This is a genomic window from Marinomonas algarum (assembly GCF_020532605.1).
GTDB classification, from domain to species: domain Bacteria; phylum Pseudomonadota; class Gammaproteobacteria; order Pseudomonadales; family Marinomonadaceae; genus Marinomonas; species Marinomonas algarum.
This window is the reverse complement of sequence record NZ_JAJATW010000013.1, coordinates 40728-59371: the sequence shown is the minus strand read 5'-3', so window position 1 is coordinate 59371 and position 18644 is coordinate 40728. Positions and strand designations below refer to the sequence as shown.

The following is an 18644-nucleotide window of genomic DNA, read 5'->3' as shown; positions in this document are numbered from 1 at the left end:
ATGTTTACTGTCTTATTGGCCATTGGCATTCTTGTTGTTCTATCACTTATTTTTGGTGGCATCTTAGGCTACGCCAAAGTGCGTTTTCATGTGGAAGGCGATCCTATCGTTGACCAGATTGATGCATTGCTGCCTCAGACTCAATGTGGCCAATGTGGTCACCCGGGGTGTCGACCTTATGCCGAAGCGATCTCAAACGGCGAAGCCATCAACCACTGCCCACCAGGCGGACAAGCGACCATTCAAGCCTTAGCCGATTTGCTCGATGTGGAAGCCATCCCGCTAGACGGAGACCATGGTACCGAAACCGCGCAACGTGTTGCCGTTATTCGTGAAGATGAATGCATCGGTTGTACAAAATGCATCCAGGCCTGCCCAGTGGATGCTATTTTGGGTGCCGCAAAACAAATGCACACCGTGATTGCCGATGAATGTACCGGTTGCGACCTTTGCGTTGAGCCCTGCCCTGTCGACTGTATCGATATGGTGGATGTTGGTATTACAGCAAAAAACTGGTCTTGGGATAAACCCCAAGGCGTAGCAGCACAGTCTCTTAATATCATTGCAACCGACCGATCTACGGAGGTATCTCAATAATGCAAACAGCACAGGTATTCTCTTTTCATGGCGGCATTCATCCAGAAGAAAATAAAACACAATCCTTGCAGTTACCTTTGGGGAAGCCAAGTCTACCAAAAGAGTTAATTCTGCCGCTGAGCCAACACATAGGCCAAGCGTCTGTTCCACTTGTCGCCATAGGCGATCAGGTCTTAAAAGGTGCGCCTATTGCAGCAAATAATGGTTTGTTGAGTAGCCATTTGCATGCTCCCACGTCGGGCACTATTACGGCCATTGAGTCACGTCCTATTGCTCACCCCTCTGGCCTGAGTGATTTGTGCATTGTCTTGCAACCCGATGGCAAAGAAACCTGGACAGAACTCAAACCCCTCCCCAACTGGCAACAACTCGATGCCACCGAGGTAATTTCTCACTTGGCCGATATGGGCATAGTGGGCATGGGTGGAGCAGGCTTTCCTACTCAAGTGAAACTGCAAGGGGCACATAAAAAGCCCTTATCACACTTTATTATTAACGCCGCAGAATGTGAGCCCTATATCACCTCTGATGACACCTTAATACGTGAAAAAACACGCGAATTGGTATTGGGTATTGAGCTGTTCCAACATCTGGTTCAAGCCGAGCAGGTTACGATCGGCATTGAAGATAACAAGCCCACTGCCATCGCGGCATTAAACAAAACCCTGACTGAATGTAACAGCAAGATACAACTGGTTGTCGTGCCGACTAAGTACCCTTCTGGCGGCGAAAGACAGCTTATTCAACTGTTAACCGGTCAAGAAGTGCCCAGTGGACAGTACCCTGCAGACATCGGCATTCTATGTCAAAACGTCGGTACCTGCGTCGCCGGCTACGAAGCCGTCTACTTAGGCAAACCCCTCATTTCCCGTATTACCACCTTGACGGGAAAAGCCTTAAACGCCCCTCAAAACGTCGATGTCTTGCTTGGTACGCCCGTTGCGCACTTGTTAGCCTACGCCGACCTACAAGAGAAGCAGTTAAACCGCTTAATTATTGGCGGCCCCATGATGGGCTATACACTCGATTCTGCTGCGGTACCGATTGTTAAAACAACAAACTGTATCTTAGCCGCCAACAAAAAAGAATTACCCGCGCCAGCGCCAGAACAAGCCTGCATCCGCTGTGGTATGTGTGAACAAGCGTGCCCCGCCAGTCTGTTACCACAACAATTACTCTGGTTTAGTAAAAGCCAGGAGCTCGAAAAAGCCGAGCATTACAATCTTTTTGACTGCATTGAATGCGGCGCCTGTTCTTACGTTTGCCCGAGCAGCATTCCCCTTGTGCAATACTACCGTCATACCAAAAGCAGTATTCGGGATGCTCGCGAAGCCGCCGTCAAGTCAGATCTGGCAAAACAACGTTTTGAAGCACGTAAGGCGCGACAAGATGCAGAAGCAGCTGAAAAAGAAGCAAAACGCCTAGCGCGTCAACAGGCCTCGGCCAGCAAAGCCGTTCAAACGAAGAAAACAGCGCCAGCAACAAAAACCACGGAAAAATCGGCACTCAATGCAAGCAACAGTGAAGCCGCGCCTCAAATCAATGACACCACTAAGAAGCTGAAAGTGGATGTAGCCATTGGTAAATCCAAGCTGAAAAAATTACAAAAACAGCTAGTAGAAGCACAGGAAGATGAACGACTTGAAGACATTTCAGCCCTACAGCTGCATGTCTCTGAACAGGAAAAAGCCTTAGTCGAACTGGAAACCGAACTGGCGAAAGCGGTCAAGGCCAACCCGACCAAAAAGCCCAGTGATACACCAGACAACTCCGTCGAGAAAGCAAAAGCGCCGGCTAATGATGCGCTGAAAAAGGCCAAGATCGATGCCGCCATTGCAAAAGCAGCGGTTAAAAAGGTTGAAAAAGCGCTGAAAAAAGCAGAAGAACTGCAAGCACCAGAAGTAGACGCGATTCGTCAACAACTTGCAGACGCCAAAAAACGCGCCGATGAGCTCGAAAAAGTATTAGACAATCCATCACCCTCAACGCCGCCAACGGAACAAAAACCGGCCGTATCCGCCGCACAATTAGACCTTGCCAGTCAGGTCAAAAAAGAGAAAATCGCAGTGGCGCTTGCCAAGGCAAAAATAAACAAACTTAACAAACGTTTAGCGAGCTCACCGGAAGACGCCGAAACGGTGTCAAAGGACATTGAAGCGGCTCAACAGCAACTCGTGCAGGCCGAAAGTTTATTAGCCACCTTGATTGAATCACAACACAATTCCCAAGAGACATCCTAAACATGGCCCTATTAAGAATCACCTCACCCCACACACAACGTGCAGGACGACGCACCTCTTGGGTGATGCAGATGGTTATTTACGCCACGCTTCCTGGCATTATTGTGCAGACTTGGCTCTTTGGCTGGGGAACAGTCATCAACCTCGCCATCGCAGGTGTGGCCGCGCTGTTAAGCGAAGCGGCAATCTTAGCGATGCGACGACGCCCTATACGCTTTTTCCTACAAGATTACAGTGCACTTTTGACGGCCGTATTACTGGGCATTGCCTTGCCCCCCACCGTCCCTTGGTGGGTAACCGTGACCGCTGTGTCTTTTGCAATCGTATTTGCCAAACAAATCTATGGCGGCTTAGGTAATAACCCTTTTAATCCCGCCATGGTCGGATACGCGATTGTATTAGTGTCTTTCCCGGTTCCCATGAGCCAATGGTTAGGCGTATCTAGCGTGGTAGCGTCAGGAGAAATGCTGTCGTTCTCTCAAAGTCTGCAGGCTATTTTCCACCAGCTACCGGTGATCGACAGCTATACCATGGCGACGCCATTAGACGGTTTCAAACACAAGGAGCTACTCGACAGCCAAAGTGCTTTTGAGACGCTTCCCGCTCTGCAAGCGGCCAGTATAGACAGTTGGTTATGGGTTAATCTCGCTTACTTAATGGGCGGTCTTGCGCTGCTTTGGTTGCGCATCATTACTTGGCATACGCCAGCGGCATTGTTAGGTGCTTTGCTGGTCATGTCTGGGCTCTTTTATGTGTTTGATACCTCTAATGCCGCTTCCCCCTTTTTCCACCTCACTACTGGGGCAGCCATGTTTGGTGCCTTTTTCATTGCAACAGACCCAGTTTCATCTTGCACCAGTAACCGCGGTAAACTCATTTATGGAGCAGGCATTGGCATCTTGATTTACATTATTCGCACTTGGGGGGGATACCCAGACGGCGTGGCATTCGGTGTTTTGCTGATGAATTTTGCCGCACCATTAATTGACTATTACACACAGCCTCGAACCTATGGGCACAAAAAAGCCAAAACCGGTTTAAAAATAGGAGGAGATCACTGATGGAATTACTCAATTCTATACGACGTAACAGTCTGGGGTTGGCTATTTTTGCGGTTCTCACTGCGGGGCTCATTGCGGTCACCCAGCAACTTACCAAACAGACTATCCAAAATAACATTTTAAGTGCTCAAATCGCCGCGTTTAACGACATCTTACCGGCGGATATTTACGATAACGACCTAACTGAGGACACGCTGATTCTTGAGGCGGACCCTTTACTTGGTAACGAAGCGGGCACCAAGATTCACATTGCGAGAAAAAACGGCAGCGTCAGCGGTATCATTTTTGAAACCATTGCCCCTAGTGGTTACAACGGTAATCTAGACCTACTGGTCGCCATTGACAAACACGGCGTCGTCACCGGCAGTCGAGTCATCAGCCATAAAGAAACCCCGGGATTGGGGGATAAAGTCGATCTAAAAAAATCCGACTGGATCCTGAGTTTCACTAATACCTCTTTGCAGCAACCGCCATTAAAAGCATGGGGCGTTAAAAAAGACGGCGGTGAGTTTGACCAATTTACTGGGGCAACGATTACGCCACGCGCTGTTGTTCGCGCGGTAAAAAACACCCTACTTTATTTTGACCAACACAAAAGCACGCTACTTGCGTACTAGGATAGCGCCATGAGCACGAGCGAAGAGACTGCCGTCAACCTTGATACAGACGACACGGCACAAGACAATCAACCGAGCGCAAATTACGCGGATATTATTTACAACGGCATCTGGAAAAACAATCCAGCGCTGGTTCAACTGCTAGGACTGTGCCCTATGCTGGCCGTGACCAGCACCGTCGTCAACGCTTTGGGGTTAGGCTTAGCCACTCTAGTGGTTCTCGTCGGTTCAAATATTGCAGTATCACTGATTCGCAATTACGTCGCAGATGCCGTTCGCCTACCTGCCTTTGTGATGATTATTGCCTCCTTTACGACCTGTATTGAACTTATTATGCAGGCCTACACCTATGAGTTGTATCAGATCCTTGGTATCTTCATTCCTCTCATCGTGACAAATTGTGCCATACTAGGTCGAGCTGACGCTTTTGCCAGTCGCAACCCTGTGCTGCCATCGGCATTAGATGGCTTTATGATGGGGCTCGGATTTATGGCCATTCTCGTTGCCCTCGGTGCAATGCGTGAATTGATTGGTCAGGGCACACTGTTTTCTGACATGCAGTTATTATTGGGTGAAGCGGCCATCCACTGGAAATGGGTGGTGTTTGATGACTACCCTAATGTACTTTTTGTTGTGCTACCACCGGGCGCCTTTATTGGTTTGGGCTTATTAATTGCTGGAAAGAACTTTTTAGATGAGCGAGAAAAACAGCGTATTGCTGCTCAAAAAGCCAAAGATGGCCCAAGCAACTCAAAACGCGTTCGAGTAACCGGTCAAGTAAGCTAACACTGACACGGCGTTTCTCTCTTACCCTAGAAGAAACGCGATCTTATTCAGCAAAAGGCAAAAACAAAGTGAATAAACAAAAGCGCCATGAGATTTTTTCACGCTTACGGGCAGAAAACCCCAACCCTGTCACAGAGTTAGAATACAACTCGCCCTTTGAGTTATTAATTGCTGTGTTGTTTTCTGCTCAAGCAACCGACGTCAGCGTTAACAAAGCCACGCGCAAACTCTTCCCCGTAGCAAACACACCTGAAGCCCTGTTGGCACTTGGTGTGGATGGGTTAAAAACCTACATCAAAACCATTGGGCTGTTTAATGCCAAAGCAGAAAATGCCATTAAGACTTGTCGAATACTGATCGAAAAACACAACAGTCGCGTGCCCGAGACTCGAGAAGAACTGGAAGCTTTGCCCGGTGTAGGCCGTAAAACCGCTAACGTCGTGCTAAACACGGCTTTTCGTCAAGTTGCTATGGCCGTTGATACGCATATTTTTCGCTTTGGTAATCGAACAAAGGTAGCACCGGGGAAAAATGTTTTAGAAGTGGAAATGAAACTGCTGAAGTTTGTCCCTAAAGAGTTCTTATTAGACGCTCACCACTGGATGATACTCCATGGACGCTATATCTGTGTTGCCCGTAAACCCAAATGCGGCGCCTGCATTATAGAAGATCTGTGCGAGTTTAAAAGTAAGGTATACGAGTGATCGTTTAGGCACAAAGCTCCTATGCTTTGCGCCTGCTTGCTGTTCGTTTTCTGTGTCGTCGTCTTTAGCCTTTAATTTGGCACACCACTTCACCGCCTTGAAACACACATAGCTCCCCTTCGTCCATTTGCTGCCACGTTTCATCTTGCGTCAATGGCTGAGTGGCAATCACCGTTACCACATCCTTGTCTGTCGTCACCTCTTTGAAGTCAATGATGACGTCTTCATCCGATAGGCTGGCCTTTTTAAAGGGAGCACGACGGGTAATCCAATGCAGCTTGGTGGTACAAAAACAATACAGTCGATGCCCATCTGACAACATCATGTTAAACACACCACGACTTTTTAATTGTAATGCCAGCTCAGACAAACGCTCAGAAAGTGCGTCAAGAGAAGGTTCTGTTTGGCCAAACTGAACTTGAAGTTGCTCAATGATCCAACAAAAAGCTCGCTCAGAATCTGTTGTTCCAAGCGGATGATAACGCTCGATAGGCAAGGCGTCAGCCTGTTCAAGTTGACCATTATGTGCGTATGTCCATGTTTTACCCCAAAGAAGGCGATTAAATGGGTGGGTGTTTAGCAGGCTTACCGCACCGACATTCGCCTGACGAATATGACTGATCACAATGTCACATTTTAGCGATGCATGACTCATCACTTCAGCCATGTCAGAATCCGCACTAGGACGAGGGTCATGGATTTCCCAAACATCGCCATCTCGATACATGGCCATTCCCCAACCATCTCTGTGTGGTCCAGTTCGACCACCTCGAGCTCGCAAACCCGAGAAACTGAAACAAATGTCTGTTGGCACGTTAGCACTCATGCCCAATAACTCACACATACTTTTACTCGTTTTTTAATGGAATTTATTGTTTACGGCGTCTAAAAACAAAGAACACAACGGTTAGAAGGACTAGAACACCAAATGCACCGGCCACCTTGTACCCAATACTGTGCGACGACGGGGTTGACTCAGCATTCAGCGGTGCTTTTTTTACTGAAAGGGATGGATCGGCTATTTTCTCTGACTCAACGCTCTGCGCCTCTTCTTCACTGACTAGGGTGAAGCTCGGTGAAATTTGGACCGGATTGACATCATTATCCACGGACAACGCTGAACTAGGCGCTGGCATTTTTTGCTCATTTCCGTCCAAATACACTTGTGGCAGACCCGCACCTTGTCGCTGGTAACGCCATTTTGGCGCTCTGTACTCAAATATTTTTTCCTTGTCTGATACGGTTTGGCCTGTCAGCACCGCTTCAACTTGTACATTTTCACCTGAGGTCACTGGAATGATTTTTTCCCAATGACCTTGTAGCGTCAGCGGCATCACTTCCGTGCTTTTCGTACCGTTATTGTAAGTCAAGTGCAGGTGAATCTCTGAGCGCAATAGGTCTAATGTGTCGCTGGTCGGCTGTGCAGAAAAGACCACAAAATCATCGCCGGATTGCTTTCCACTCAACTCAATCGCCGGGGCAACGGTAAAAAACTGGCTGGATTGTCGAAAAAAGCCTTTTCCACTGATCCCGGTCACCAGCTGATAAGTGCCCGTGGTATGGATGCCTTCTAACGTATTTTCAAAACGCCCCGCGACCTGATCAAGGACGCCATTATAAACCACGTCTTTGCGCTCTCCGTTGAGACGGATAAGACTCTGCGTCACCTGTACACCAGACAGTTGCGACGCTTCGGTCACTGGCTGGTTATTGCGTAATAGACTCACTGATGTGTCGATAGGAAGATTTTCAAACACCACTTCTGCCACCGGTGCAGAGCGTATGCCAAGTGAACTGCTTACCGTTATACGTGTGCGATTAAGATCAACATTCTGAACCTGCCAGTCACCTTGCTCGGGATCAGAGATCGTCACCAAGGTAAAATATTCAGAACGAGCGACCTTGATTTTATCGCTTTCTTGCAAGGCTAATTGCTGGCCTGTTGGTGTGATCCATTCCGGTTCTATTCCTACATCATGTAACGCCATGAGCGTCATAGAAGTCACCGCATCGTCTACCCAAAAACGGTTATTGTCGAGGGGTAACTCATCGTTAGGAATCACTTGAGAGGCAATAAGCGATAAGGTATCCAGCAGTTCAATAGGCAACGCAACTTCGGTGTGAGTTGCGTCAGTGCGCAGTGACATAGCCTTTAATAACGCTTTGTCGGTATAGCTGGTCATGGAAAGAGTGTGCAAATGAATATCGCGCAATTTCAGTTCATCGGTTAATTCCTGAAGAATTCGCTGACGAGAGGCTTTATTGACATTATCGTCAAGACTGATATCAACAAAACCGTCTGTAACAAGAATCCAATGTCGATCAACCTCTAGCGACAAACTCTCGGAATCCGGTGTTTTGAGTAAAAGTCGCAGTATGGCTTCAAGGTCGGTCTTCACATCTTGAGTAACGTAATTATTGATGGAACGCGATAAGGTTGCTCTGGTGTCGGCCGTGACAACGGATTCCGGTAATAATACCCTGGGGGCTTCACCAAACAACCACACTCCCAGTGTTGTTGTTTGCTCTGGGGCAAGCTCAGACAACAGATTAATGGCTTCAGAGGTCAGTTTGTCTGGGTCACTGGTCTGCATACTGCCTGATGCGTCTACAATAACTCGAAATTGGGTGTCAGCCATACTAAAGGGAGCCCAGACAGAGAACAGCACTGCTAACAGCAACACAATCTTCATTTTCAACCTTTTCATCTTGGTAGATCCCTTAAAATTGCGATGCATACATCAACAGCACCTAGGCCTTATTCGTTCATATCATAAGGTTCTGGCATCCCATGAACCCATTTGATGACGTGAGTTTCCCATTCCTCTTCAGGAACCGTGGATTCATTAACCGCATAATGCTGTACCGTCAGACCTTGGCGTAGCATTTCCTTATTGCTACCCACGATGAGAGGGTGCCAACTCGGTAAATCACGTGTTTCATGCAACACTCGATAACTGCAGGTATCTGGCAGCCATTGAAAGTCATCAATCTTGTCTGGCGTTAAGGTAATGCAGTCAGCAACCTTGGTTTGTCGTGTTGCGTACACCTTGCACTGACAACTGTTGATATTAAGTTGCTGACAGGACAAATTGGTGTAAAAAACCTCTTCGGTTTCATCGTCTTGTAGCTTTTGCAAACAGCACTTTCCACACCCGTCACACAATGACTCCCACTCAGCCGGCGTCATTTGCGTTAGCGGTGTGGTCTTCCAGAAAGGCTCATAACGCTTAGCGATCATAATTAATAAACGGCTTCTGTCGGTGTTTTGTACAGGTCGAGTAGGTAGTCGTCTTTTGCTGGCGGTAACTGCAAGTAAAAACCTTTTTCTTTTATGCCTGCGATCACGCTGTCTGGGTTCGCACGCGCCAGCTTACTTTCACTGGTTAGTAGCATGGTCATCGCACTGATCCCTTTACCGAATCGTTTTATCAAGTCATCAGGAATGTCTTTTAAACCGATTTTCTTTTCAACATAAAGGTACATACCATCGTGTTTCGAAGAACGAAATACTTCAACAATTAGGTGTTGCTTCATAATGCTCTCTTGACGTTGTTGCGTCGTTTAAGATGTTTTAAATTTTTCTAATACTGGGTTAACAATGATGTCGCGACGCCAACCTGTCATAGCAGGATTACGCCAGTCAATGGCCGTGCCATCGAATAAATGACGCACGATTGGATCGAGTAATTTTCGTTTCATCATGGCTTCTGGCGCAATACTTAGAGCATTGGCTTTTTCCCTAACAAATGACTTAATCTGTTTGGTCAACTCACCCGCTTGCGATGGTAATGGTGCTTCTAGAGGCAGCTGATATTCGTCAGCAGACAACTCATTCACCAAGGCCACTTTTTCTAAAATACGCTCGCCGTATAAACGATGTTGACGTCCGGTTAACTCTTCTGCCTCTGAAATCGCTTTATGATGCGTTGGCATCAGTTTACTCAGCGACCACAGGGTTCGATCTTTTAGAATTTGGCCTTTCGGGACATTTTCTTGACGGGCTTGCTCATCGCGCCAAATAAACAACAAACGCAACAAAGTGAGGCCAGCCGGCGATAAACGCCATGCAGTTTTGACCCCATCCCAGTTCTGCTCAGGGTCTGCGTTCATTTGGTATTGCCACTTAAGAGACTCTGCGTCTTCCAATACCCAATCTAGCATGTCTTTTTCTTGCAAACGCGCCACTTGCAATGGGTATACCTTGGCCAAATACACCACATCTAACGCGGCATAACGTTGTTGCGCCTCGGTCAGCGGACGCTGTGTCCAGTCGGAACGAGTCTCGTCTTTGGCCACTTCAATTTTTAAATACTCATGAATCAACTTCACATAACTGAGTGACCATTGGGCACTGGCGTAGGCTTCGCCAATTTGTGTGTCGTAAAAGGGTATCGGTAACACCCCCAATAACTGATCAAATACGTCCAGATCTTCTGAGCAAGCATGAAACACCTTCATAACGGAAGGGTTAACCATTAGGGCACGTAACGGAGACCATTCATCAATGTTCAATGGATCAATGAGTACCGCTTTGTCGCCCTCACTGATTTGAATCAGCCCTATAATGGGAAAATAGGTACTGCGGCGAATAAATTCCGTATCGACCGCAATGACTGGGAGCTGTGCCCAATAGTCACACCAACTTGCCAAAGTGTCATTGTCCGCAACCCATACAATGTTCAGAGCATCATCTTGATCATTCATACTAGAGTGTCTTCCGTCCCTCAAGCGCCAGCGCCAGAGTGTTGCCGTCAACGTATTCCAATTCGCCTCCCATAGGGACACCGTGGGCAATACGACTGACGTTGATATTCAATGTTTTAAGTTTTTCTGCAATATAATGACAAGTCGCCTCGCCCTCTACCGTGGAGTTGGTAGCAATAATCGCTTCTTCCACTGCGTTATGTTGCACAAGTACTTCTAGGCGATCTAAACCCAGTTCTTCTGGGCCTATGCCATCAATGGGTGATAAATGCCCCAATAACACAAAGTAACGCCCTTTAAAGGTGCCCGCCGATTCAATGGCCACCACATCCGCGGGCGTTTCCACAATACATAAACGCGTTGCATCTCGTTCAGGGTCTTGGCAAATATCGCATTCTGATTCTTCTGTCAAAATACGACAACTGGAGCAACGCCCAACCTTATCAAGCGCCTCCCGCAGTGCATTTGCCAATCTGTCTGCCCCTTGATAATCGCGTTCTAACAAATACAAGGCCATTTTTTGAGCAGATCTTGGCCCTACACCGGGTAAACAACGCAATGATTCTATTAGCTCTTTAATTAAGGGACTAAACAAGATTAACTCCTAGAACGGCATTTTAAAGCCAGGTGGTAAAGACATACCTGCCGTTGCTTCCGCCATTTTTTCTTTTTGGCTTACTTCGATATTGCGCACCGCATCGTTAATTGCAGCGGCGACCAAGTCTTCGAGCATTTCTTTGTCATCGCCTACCAGTGAATCGTCAATCGAAACACGCTTCACATCATGACGGCCTGTCATCAAAATTTTTACCAGACCTGCACCTGACTGGCCTTCCACTTCCATATTCGCAACTTCTTCTTGGGCTTTTTGCACGTTTTCCTGCATCTGCTGCGCTTGGCGCATCATGTTACCCATTCCACCTTTAAACATATCTTTACTCTCCAAATTAAGCTTTAACTTTAACTGTATCATAAACCAATTGTGCGCCCATCGTCGTCGATAAGGCCTGCACAACCGGATGGGAATTTAAATGTTGTATGGCCACTTGCAACGCTTCAGCTCGCTTGCTTGCGGCAAATTCTTCTGCAGTCACGCCGCTAGTATCTTCAACCGTATCAATAATCAACGGCACCGCGACGGCGAAGAAATCGCTCAACACACTTTGAATTTGCTCATAACGGGTTTGATTCAGCATGTGCCCGTATTCTAACGGTACCTGTAAACGAATGCCTTGATCGCTTGCGTCCACCAAGCTGGAGTTCATCACTATATTTTGTACTAGCCCTGTCAAACCCAATCTTGGCGCCACCAGCCACCAATGCTGCATGGTCAACTCTCTAAAGTGCGTCAGATTCGGCATAGCCATACCCAGTGCAGGCTGAGCCACGGTATCCGGCACTTTTGATAAGCGAGATTCAATAACGCTTTGGTTCTGAGTCACCTCTTCCGAGTCCTGATAAGATTCAGATAAAGCACTCTCTGTCGTTGACCCTAGAGCATTAACAAGGTCAGCGGCAGGATTAAAAGGGTTCGACACCTCAGCAATCGCTTGCTCCTCAGCCTCCTCTTCGTCCACGTCTTCATCGTCGGCTTCGTCAATACTGTTATCAACCAAAGGGGAAGCATTGACAACAGGAGACTCTGATATATGGGTATCAGGCTGGCGACTTTCAATGGGGGCATCTTCCCAAGGAGGTCGCTCACTTGCCTTTGATTCCATCGCGTCGGCTGCATCGCGCGCGTCAGCTGCATCATGCGTGTCAGCGTCCTCGATCTGAGACATAGGAGTCGATTCTGCCACAGGCGAGACAGACGGCTCCGCCGCAGGAACTGGGGGTGGAATTATCTCGGGGTCTGGAGCAGACACTGAAACGGGAGCGGTTAGAGTGGGTGTCGTCTCTGGCTCAACCGTTTTTTTTTCTGCTTCTACGCGAGGTTCTGCCTCTTGATTGGTTACTGTCATCGGTGGCGTGGGACGAAATGCGATCAATCTAAGCATCAGCATTTCGAAGCCCGCACGAGCAGAGTGCGACAAAGGCAAATCACGGCGTCCGATTAATAAACTTTGATACATCACCTGAACTTCTTCAGGGTGAATGCTCGCTGCCATTGCCTGAATACGTGACAAATCACCTAGCTGGTCAACTAACGCACCGGGCACCTGCTGCTCAATGGCAACACGATGCAATACATCTAATAGGCTGCCACAAATTGCGGCATAATCAGGCTGATAATCAGCAAGCGATTCTATACGAGACAGAACTTCTGCTGCGTTTTTTGCCACAACTGACTCTAGTAGATCCAACACTTGCGATTGATTCACCAACCCGAGCATGGCCGTTACACCGGATTCAGAGATCGTGCCATTGCCAAACGCAATGGCCTGATCTGTGAGACTCAACGCGTCCCGCATACTGCCGTTAGCGGCTTGACCTATCTGCCAAAGTGCGGGTTGGTCAAAACTGACCTGTTCAGTCTTTAATACAGTTTGTAAATAGTCCACCACACGCTGAGGTGACATATTTTTTAGATTAAACTGCAAACAACGAGATAATACGGTAACAGGAAGTTTTTGAGGATCAGTCGTCGCCAGCAAAAATTTAACATGGGCCGGCGGCTCTTCCAGTGTTTTCAATAACGCATTAAAAGAATGGGTAGACAGCATGTGCACTTCGTCTATTAGATAGACTTTAAAGCGGCCACGAGTAGGAGCGTATTGCACGTTTTCCAATAACTCTCGCGTGTCTTCTACCTTGGTTCTTGATGCCGCATCCACTTCAATTAAGTCGACAAATCGTCCTTCAGCAATCTCGCGGCAACTGTCGCATGTTCCACAAGGTTCTGGCGAAATACCATTGGTTTCGCAGTTTAAGCATTTAGCAAAAATACGCGCAATGGTCGTTTTGCCCACACCCCTTGTTCCCGTGAACAAATAGGCATGATGCAAACGCTGTTGACGTAAGGCATTAACCAAGGCCTGAAGGACATGATCTTGCCCAGCCATTTCAAGGAAGGTCTGTGGGCGCCATTTGCGTGCTAAAACTTGATAACTCATGATGGATACTGGCTAGTGAAAAGCGGTTTTTCATTGTACGGCAGTAAGAGACATTTCGAAACCATTCTGACGCGATGAAGCACTCGGTATTGGAACGAAACTGTAAAAAACCTACAACGGCTTTTATGATGGGAATCAATTGCTTACTTTTAGAACAATTTCCTCAGCGCACCCAATCACAAGACAGCGCTGAGGAGATAGATAAGTAAATAAATAAATATTAGCTGGCTTTTGCTTCGCGGATCAAACGTTGACGCTCTTTCTCTTGTGCTTTTTCCATACGATGTTTTTCGACAGCATCCGACACTTCTGCGCCAATATGCTCTTCGCCACGAGAGCGAGCAAGCTGAACTTGGCGCTCACGCTCTATAAAGCGCTGACGCTGTTCATCCGTAAATTTATCAATACAATGCACACAGCTCACACCTTGAACATAGTGCTCGCTTTGCTTCTCTTCTTCGGTGATCGGCATACGACAAGCATGGCACTGGTCATACTCACCTTTTTCTAGATCATGATTAACTGAGACGCGGTTATCAAAAACAAAGCATTCGCCTTCCCACATAGTCTCTTCTTTTGGCACTTCTTCGAGGTATTTTAAAATACCACCTTCCAAGTGATACACCTCATCAAAACCCTGCTCAAGCATGTACGCCGTAGACTTTTCGCAACGAATGCCACCGGTGCAAAACATGGCCACTTTTTTCTGCTTCGCAGGATCCATGTTTTCTTTTACATAACCAGGAAATTGACGAAAAGTATCCGTTTTGGGGTTAACCGCATTTTTAAACGTACCAATTTGCACTTCGTAGTCATTACGTGTGTCCACCAGCATGACATCTGGATCAGAAATCAGCGCATTCCAATCCTGCGGTTTGACATAAGTCCCTACAGAACGCTTTGGATCAATCCCCTCAACGCCCATGGTGACAATCTCTTTTTTCAACTTCACCTTAGTACGATAAAACGGCATATCTTCATCGTAAGACTCTTTGTAACCAATATTCTCAAGACCAGGTTGTTGATCCAGCCAAGCGAGTAATGCATCAATGCTTTCTCGCGACCCAGCAACGGTGCCGTTAATGCCCTCACTGGCCAACAGTAAGGTGCCGCGAATACCATGGGTCTCCAATGTGTTTAATAAAGGCTCTCTTAGCGCTTCAAAATGCGGTAGCTCAACAAACTTATACAAAGCACAAACAACAACTTTAGACATTCTTTTCTCCTATGCGATCTGGAACGTAAAACCAGAGCAATTAATTTAGGCGCGCATTATAGAGATTAACCCTGCTTTTTTCGAGAACGTCGGTTTAAAAAAATGAACCGCGCTGTGAACCAGCCAGAAAACACAGCAATTTATTGATCTGGATCAAGCACCGCCCCAGTCGTATTATTCACTCTAAACCAACCTGCAATGCTGTGACGCGTGCGCCTAGACACAATGACCTCATGGTAAAAGCATTCGCTCAGGAAAACCGCCATACGACCTTTTTTTGGAAAAAAGCGTCCGATTTCGATGCTTGGATTCTTTTCATCATAGATCACCAACTCTCCCCCTTCACCGTCTTGCCAGTCTTCATTGAGATACAAAATAGTGGAAAGAATACGTGTACTCTGCCCCTTAAACGCATCTAAATGCTTTTCATAGAACGCCCCTTCTTCATAGCGAGCAAAATGCGCCTCATAATCAAACAAGCCCAAAAACAATTGACTGTTCAATGCCACCCGTAACGCCTCCATGGTCGCTAAAAAGTCAGTGCGAATCACTGTGTTAGGGTCAATCCATTGAATGTAGTCTCGACGGGCTTCTAAAACAATTTGATGATCCTGCTTACGACCCACACCGGCTTGGAGCATGTCAACACTGCGGACACCTTCAACCTCATTAACAAGCGCTTGAGTAAAGTCGGTTGAGAAGAAATCGTCTTGAACACTCCACCCTTTGGTTTGTAAGTCTTGCAATAAGTTCGCAAACGGTTCAAGGCGACTAAACGCGGGAATGGTGTTTTCAATATGAAGTAAGCCAGATAAGGTAGCATCAGTAGACATGGATGGATTAATCACCGTTAAAAAGGCAAAATCGCCTAAGGCGCCATCATACTGTAGCCAAGCCACTGACACACTAAGATTTGAAATCATCATCACAATGAACCAGACATTCCAGTTAAGAGACTACCAGCACCAAGCGGTTGACGCCGCTCTCAACCACTTTCGCCATAGCCATGACCCTGCGGTCATTGTTCTTCCTACTGGTGCAGGCAAAAGCTTGGTGATTGCAGAACTGAGTCGACTTGCGCGCGGTCGCGTTCTTTGCCTCGCCCATGTCAAAGAACTGGTCGAACAGAATCATGCGAAATTCTTAGCCACCGGGGCGACTGCCGGCATTTATTCAGCGGGATTAAATGAGAAAAACAGCCAAGCCAAAACGGTTTTTGCCAGTATCCAATCTTTGTCAGCAAATTTAGACGCTTTCACCAAGCCAGCCAGCTTAATCATTATTGATGAATGCCACCGTGTTGCAATGGAAAGCAACGGCCAATACCACAGCGCTATTGAGCACTTTCGTCGTCTGAACCCTAGCGTAAAAATTTTAGGGTTAACCGCCACACCTTACCGTTTAGGTACTGGATGGATCTATCAACATCACCACCATGGCTACACAAGACCCTGCCAGCAAAGTTTTTTCAAACATTGTATTTTTGAACTGCCGTTACAGCACATGGTAAAAAAAGGCTATTTAACACCGCCCATTCACTATGATGCCGCCATTGCTCACTACGATTTTAGCTTGCTCACAGAGAGCCTAGATGGCGAACAAGACACCGACGACATTGCATTAAATGAACTGATTCACAAACACCCAAGAGTCACCAAAGCCGTCACTGAGCAAATTCTGCAACTCAGTGAACATCGTCAGGGAGTGATGATCTTTGCGGCATCAATCGATCATGCAGAAGAAATTGTCGGCTATTTACCGGCTGAACAAACGGCATTGATAACCGGCAACACCTCTCTGCCACAACGCGACAAACTGATCCTTGCGTTTAAGGCCAAGCACCTTAAGTTTTTAGTCAATGTATCCGTACTCACAACCGGCTTTGACGCCCCCCATGTAGACGTTATCGCCATATTGCGTCCAACCCAGTCCATCAGCTTGTTTCAACAAATTGTCGGTCGTGGGTTACGCCTTAGCCCAGGAAAAAAAGACTGCTTAATTTTGGATTACACCAATAATGGCTACAATATATTTCAACCTGAAATAGGAGAAAAGCGCCCTACACAAGACTCGGTTGCTGTCCAAGTACACTGTCCTATTTGTGATTTTGCTAATACGTTTTGGGGTCGAAAAGACAGTGATAATAAGGTCATTGAGCACTTTGGGCGGCGCTGCCATGGACTGGTTGACACAGAAGAGGGTGAGCAAATTCAATGTGAACATCGCTTTCGCTTTAAACGATGCCCGCATTGCAATGCAGAAAATGACATTGCGGCTAGACAGTGCCAACAATGTGCCGAAAAATTGATCGACCCTGATGATTTATTGAGAAGCGCACTAAATTTAAAAAACAACAAGGTTCTACGTTGTTCTGGCATAGCAACACACATTGACGCAACCAACAAAACCGTCAAAGTCACCTATCATGATGAAGATGGACTGACTTTATCCGAAACTTTTCGCTTTCACTATAAAAAATCTCGACAATCTTTTAACCATAACTTCGGCAAAAGACTGGCCAATGGAAGCCAACCGATAGAGTTTGACAGCGTAGAAGACATTACTCGTTTTGTGGATTATTTACCTTCCCCAGATTTTGTTATTGCAAAGAAGCAAAAACAACACTGGCAGGTGACGGAACGTTTGTTTGACTATGAAGGCCCTTTTCGAAAGGCTAACGAACAGAAGTAATATTAGGCATTTCTGAACGTGTAAGTGCAGCCGACAAGTCTCCCATAAAAGACTCTATACGCTGTGCATTCACCCCAAAATCGCCACGCCCTACTCTTGAACATGAGCGCATATCCACTTTGACACGGTCACCATCAACATTAATCAAACGAATAACAACATCATCACGAAAACCAAAAATGGGTGTACGAGCGGTCGCTTCAATAATACCTGCCGCCGAATATCGAGCAACGATTTCCCAGCCTCGGTCTTGAACGAGTTTCTCAGCAAACTGATAGACCTCAGATTTTTCCTTGGTAGAAAACAGCGGCTTAACGTTAGGGTAATGCGCTTTTTGAATAGGTGCCCATTCAGGATTGTAGTAAAGGTCATTTTCCTGAGATTTTCGAATAAAATTGACATTTAAGTACGCGGGAGGTTGCTTAGTATCCGTTGTGATATCGCTGATGCTTGGCAGATTAATACGCTGAACATAAAAGCCTATCCACATTAAACTGTAAACAACCGACACAATAAGCACTAAAGAAAAGAATCGTTTATACGCTGGATTTTCTTCCTTAAAACACATTCGTAGGGAGATCGCTGCCAACACAGACAAAAATAGAGAAGCAAAAACACTTTTACGCAGTAAAGAAAAACCTGTGGAAGGTTCAAAAAGCCCAACTCGCACACCGGCAATAGAAATGAACGCCATACACCCAACCAACATAAGCAAGATGTATAAAACCGGAGAGATATAACGACTCATAGAAAACTCATAATGGAAAAATAATATCTCACACCTTATCGCGACTTGAGAAAAACGAACAGAAGCAACAGCTTGGAATGTTTGCATTCCTTTGTATTTGCATATTTTCTGTAAACTTATCCCTATAAAGACGACAAAATAGTGGACTTTGCTAACAAAACAACACATTTCTCAGCCAGCAAAGCCCTCTTAAAACACCCTCTTTTACACGACATTCAATT

General features: G+C 46.6%; 18 protein-coding genes. 7 read left to right on the top strand and 11 right to left on the bottom strand.

The genetic code is table 11. The annotated features are described in order from the left end of the window. From rsxB to nth, 6 genes are all read left to right on the top strand, one after another. Positions 1-597 carry an electron transport complex subunit RsxB gene (gene rsxB / locus LG368_RS09860; protein WP_226754559.1) on the top strand — a complete coding sequence of 199 codons (597 nt, stop codon included), beginning with the start codon at positions 1-3 and terminating at the stop codon, positions 595-597. Continuing rightward, entirely contained in the window at positions 597-2837 is a 2241-nt protein-coding gene (gene rsxC / locus LG368_RS09855; protein ID WP_226754558.1) for an electron transport complex subunit RsxC, read from the top strand. Before rsxB ends, rsxC begins: the two co-directional genes overlap by 1 nt. A 2-nt stretch (positions 2838-2839) precedes the next feature. Further along, positions 2840-3898 carry an electron transport complex subunit RsxD gene (rsxD, locus tag LG368_RS09850; RefSeq protein ID WP_226754557.1) on the top strand — a complete coding sequence of 353 codons (1059 nt, stop codon included), beginning with the start codon at positions 2840-2842 and terminating at the stop codon, positions 3896-3898. Then, on the top strand, positions 3898-4515 hold the full coding sequence (gene rsxG, locus LG368_RS09845) for an electron transport complex subunit RsxG (RefSeq protein ID WP_226754556.1): 618 nt from the start codon (positions 3898-3900) through the stop codon (positions 4513-4515). The genes rsxD and rsxG overlap by 1 nt, the downstream gene beginning before the upstream one ends. A 9-nt stretch (positions 4516-4524) precedes the next feature. Continuing rightward, positions 4525-5301 (top strand): electron transport complex subunit E, encoded by a 777-nt coding sequence (locus tag LG368_RS09840; protein WP_226754555.1) that lies wholly within the window; start codon positions 4525-4527, stop codon positions 5299-5301. A gap of 68 nt (positions 5302-5369) precedes the next feature. Beyond that, entirely contained in the window at positions 5370-6005 is a 636-nt protein-coding gene (nth, locus tag LG368_RS09835; RefSeq protein WP_226754554.1) for an endonuclease III, read from the top strand. 64 nt (positions 6006-6069) lie between these two features. On the opposite strand, the gene LG368_RS09830 is transcribed toward nth, so the two are convergent. From LG368_RS09830 to LG368_RS09785, 10 genes are all read right to left on the bottom strand, one after another. Continuing rightward, positions 6070-6849, bottom strand: a complete 780-nt coding sequence (locus tag LG368_RS09830; protein ID WP_226754553.1) for a class II glutamine amidotransferase — start codon at positions 6847-6849, stop codon at positions 6070-6072. Positions 6850-6874: 25 nt separating this feature from the next. After that, complete coding sequence (locus LG368_RS09825; RefSeq protein WP_226754552.1) at positions 6875-8713, bottom strand: VWA domain-containing protein; 1839 nt, start codon at positions 8711-8713, stop codon at positions 6875-6877. 50 nt (positions 8714-8763) lie between these two features. Beyond that, a complete protein-coding gene (locus tag LG368_RS09820) occupies positions 8764-9246 on the bottom strand; it encodes a YcgN family cysteine cluster protein (protein WP_226754551.1) in 483 nt (160 codons plus the stop codon). Positions 9247-9248: 2 nt separating this feature from the next. After that, entirely contained in the window at positions 9249-9542 is a 294-nt protein-coding gene (locus LG368_RS09815) for a YcgL domain-containing protein (RefSeq protein WP_226754550.1), read from the bottom strand. 27 nt (positions 9543-9569) lie between these two features. Next, positions 9570-10712 carry a ribonuclease D gene (gene rnd, locus LG368_RS09810; RefSeq protein ID WP_226754549.1) on the bottom strand — a complete coding sequence of 381 codons (1143 nt, stop codon included), beginning with the start codon at positions 10710-10712 and terminating at the stop codon, positions 9570-9572. Between the two features lies 1 nt (position 10713). Continuing rightward, positions 10714-11307 (bottom strand): recombination mediator RecR, encoded by a 594-nt coding sequence (gene recR, locus LG368_RS09805; protein WP_226754548.1) that lies wholly within the window; start codon positions 11305-11307, stop codon positions 10714-10716. Positions 11308-11316: 9 nt separating this feature from the next. Continuing rightward, on the bottom strand, positions 11317-11643 hold the full coding sequence (locus LG368_RS09800; RefSeq protein WP_226754547.1) for a YbaB/EbfC family nucleoid-associated protein: 327 nt from the start codon (positions 11641-11643) through the stop codon (positions 11317-11319). Positions 11644-11659: 16 nt separating this feature from the next. Then, positions 11660-13768, bottom strand: coding sequence for a DNA polymerase III subunit gamma/tau (gene dnaX, locus LG368_RS09795; RefSeq protein WP_226754546.1), 2109 nt, complete (start codon positions 13766-13768; stop codon positions 11660-11662). Between the two features lie 220 nt (positions 13769-13988). Further along, positions 13989-14984: an oxygen-dependent tRNA uridine(34) hydroxylase TrhO gene (gene trhO, locus LG368_RS09790; protein ID WP_226754545.1), complete on the bottom strand. Its 996-nt coding sequence runs from the start codon at positions 14982-14984 to the stop codon at positions 13989-13991. 140 nt (positions 14985-15124) lie between these two features. Beyond that, positions 15125-15910, bottom strand: a complete 786-nt coding sequence (locus LG368_RS09785) for a 2OG-Fe(II) oxygenase (RefSeq protein ID WP_226754544.1) — start codon at positions 15908-15910, stop codon at positions 15125-15127. A 4-nt stretch (positions 15911-15914) separates the two neighbouring features. Here LG368_RS09785 and radD point away from each other — a divergent pair, with 4 nt between their 5' ends. Beyond that, positions 15915-17675, top strand: a complete 1761-nt coding sequence (radD, locus tag LG368_RS09780) for a DNA repair helicase RadD (RefSeq protein ID WP_226754543.1) — start codon at positions 15915-15917, stop codon at positions 17673-17675. Here the strand turns inward: radD and LG368_RS09775 are convergent. Continuing rightward, positions 17659-18423: a DUF1499 domain-containing protein gene (locus LG368_RS09775; protein ID WP_226754542.1), complete on the bottom strand. Its 765-nt coding sequence runs from the start codon at positions 18421-18423 to the stop codon at positions 17659-17661. The two genes, radD and LG368_RS09775, sit on opposite strands and share 17 nt — an antisense overlap. Positions 18424-18644: the final 221 nt, after the last annotated feature.

Excerpts from the sequence above, each read along its gene's own strand:
- rsxC (WP_226754558.1), top strand. The coding sequence starts at position 597 with ATGCAAACAGCACAGGTATTCTCTTTTCATGGCGGCATTCATCCAGAA.
- LG368_RS09800 (WP_226754547.1), bottom strand. The coding sequence starts at position 11,643 with ATGTTTAAAGGTGGAATGGGTAACATGATGCGCCAAGCGCAGCAGATG.
- LG368_RS09820 (WP_226754551.1), bottom strand. The coding sequence starts at position 9,246 with ATGATCGCTAAGCGTTATGAGCCTTTCTGGAAGACCACACCGCTAACG.
- rsxD (WP_226754557.1), top strand. The coding sequence starts at position 2,840 with ATGGCCCTATTAAGAATCACCTCACCCCACACACAACGTGCAGGACGA.
- LG368_RS09785 (WP_226754544.1), bottom strand. The coding sequence starts at position 15,910 with ATGATGATTTCAAATCTTAGTGTGTCAGTGGCTTGGCTACAGTATGAT.
- LG368_RS09815 (WP_226754550.1), bottom strand. The coding sequence starts at position 9,542 with ATGAAGCAACACCTAATTGTTGAAGTATTTCGTTCTTCGAAACACGAT.
- rsxG (WP_226754556.1), top strand. The coding sequence starts at position 3,898 with ATGGAATTACTCAATTCTATACGACGTAACAGTCTGGGGTTGGCTATT.
- LG368_RS09840 (WP_226754555.1), top strand. The coding sequence starts at position 4,525 with ATGAGCACGAGCGAAGAGACTGCCGTCAACCTTGATACAGACGACACG.
- radD (WP_226754543.1), top strand. The coding sequence starts at position 15,915 with ATGAACCAGACATTCCAGTTAAGAGACTACCAGCACCAAGCGGTTGAC.
- rnd (WP_226754549.1), bottom strand. The coding sequence starts at position 10,712 with ATGAATGATCAAGATGATGCTCTGAACATTGTATGGGTTGCGGACAAT.
- rsxB (WP_226754559.1), top strand. The coding sequence starts at position 1 with ATGTTTACTGTCTTATTGGCCATTGGCATTCTTGTTGTTCTATCACTT.
- dnaX (WP_226754546.1), bottom strand. The coding sequence starts at position 13,768 with ATGAGTTATCAAGTTTTAGCACGCAAATGGCGCCCACAGACCTTCCTT.
- LG368_RS09775 (WP_226754542.1), bottom strand. The coding sequence starts at position 18,423 with ATGAGTCGTTATATCTCTCCGGTTTTATACATCTTGCTTATGTTGGTT.
- LG368_RS09830 (WP_226754553.1), bottom strand. The coding sequence starts at position 6,849 with ATGTGTGAGTTATTGGGCATGAGTGCTAACGTGCCAACAGACATTTGT.
- LG368_RS09825 (WP_226754552.1), bottom strand. The coding sequence starts at position 8,713 with ATGAAAAGGTTGAAAATGAAGATTGTGTTGCTGTTAGCAGTGCTGTTC.
- trhO (WP_226754545.1), bottom strand. The coding sequence starts at position 14,984 with ATGTCTAAAGTTGTTGTTTGTGCTTTGTATAAGTTTGTTGAGCTACCG.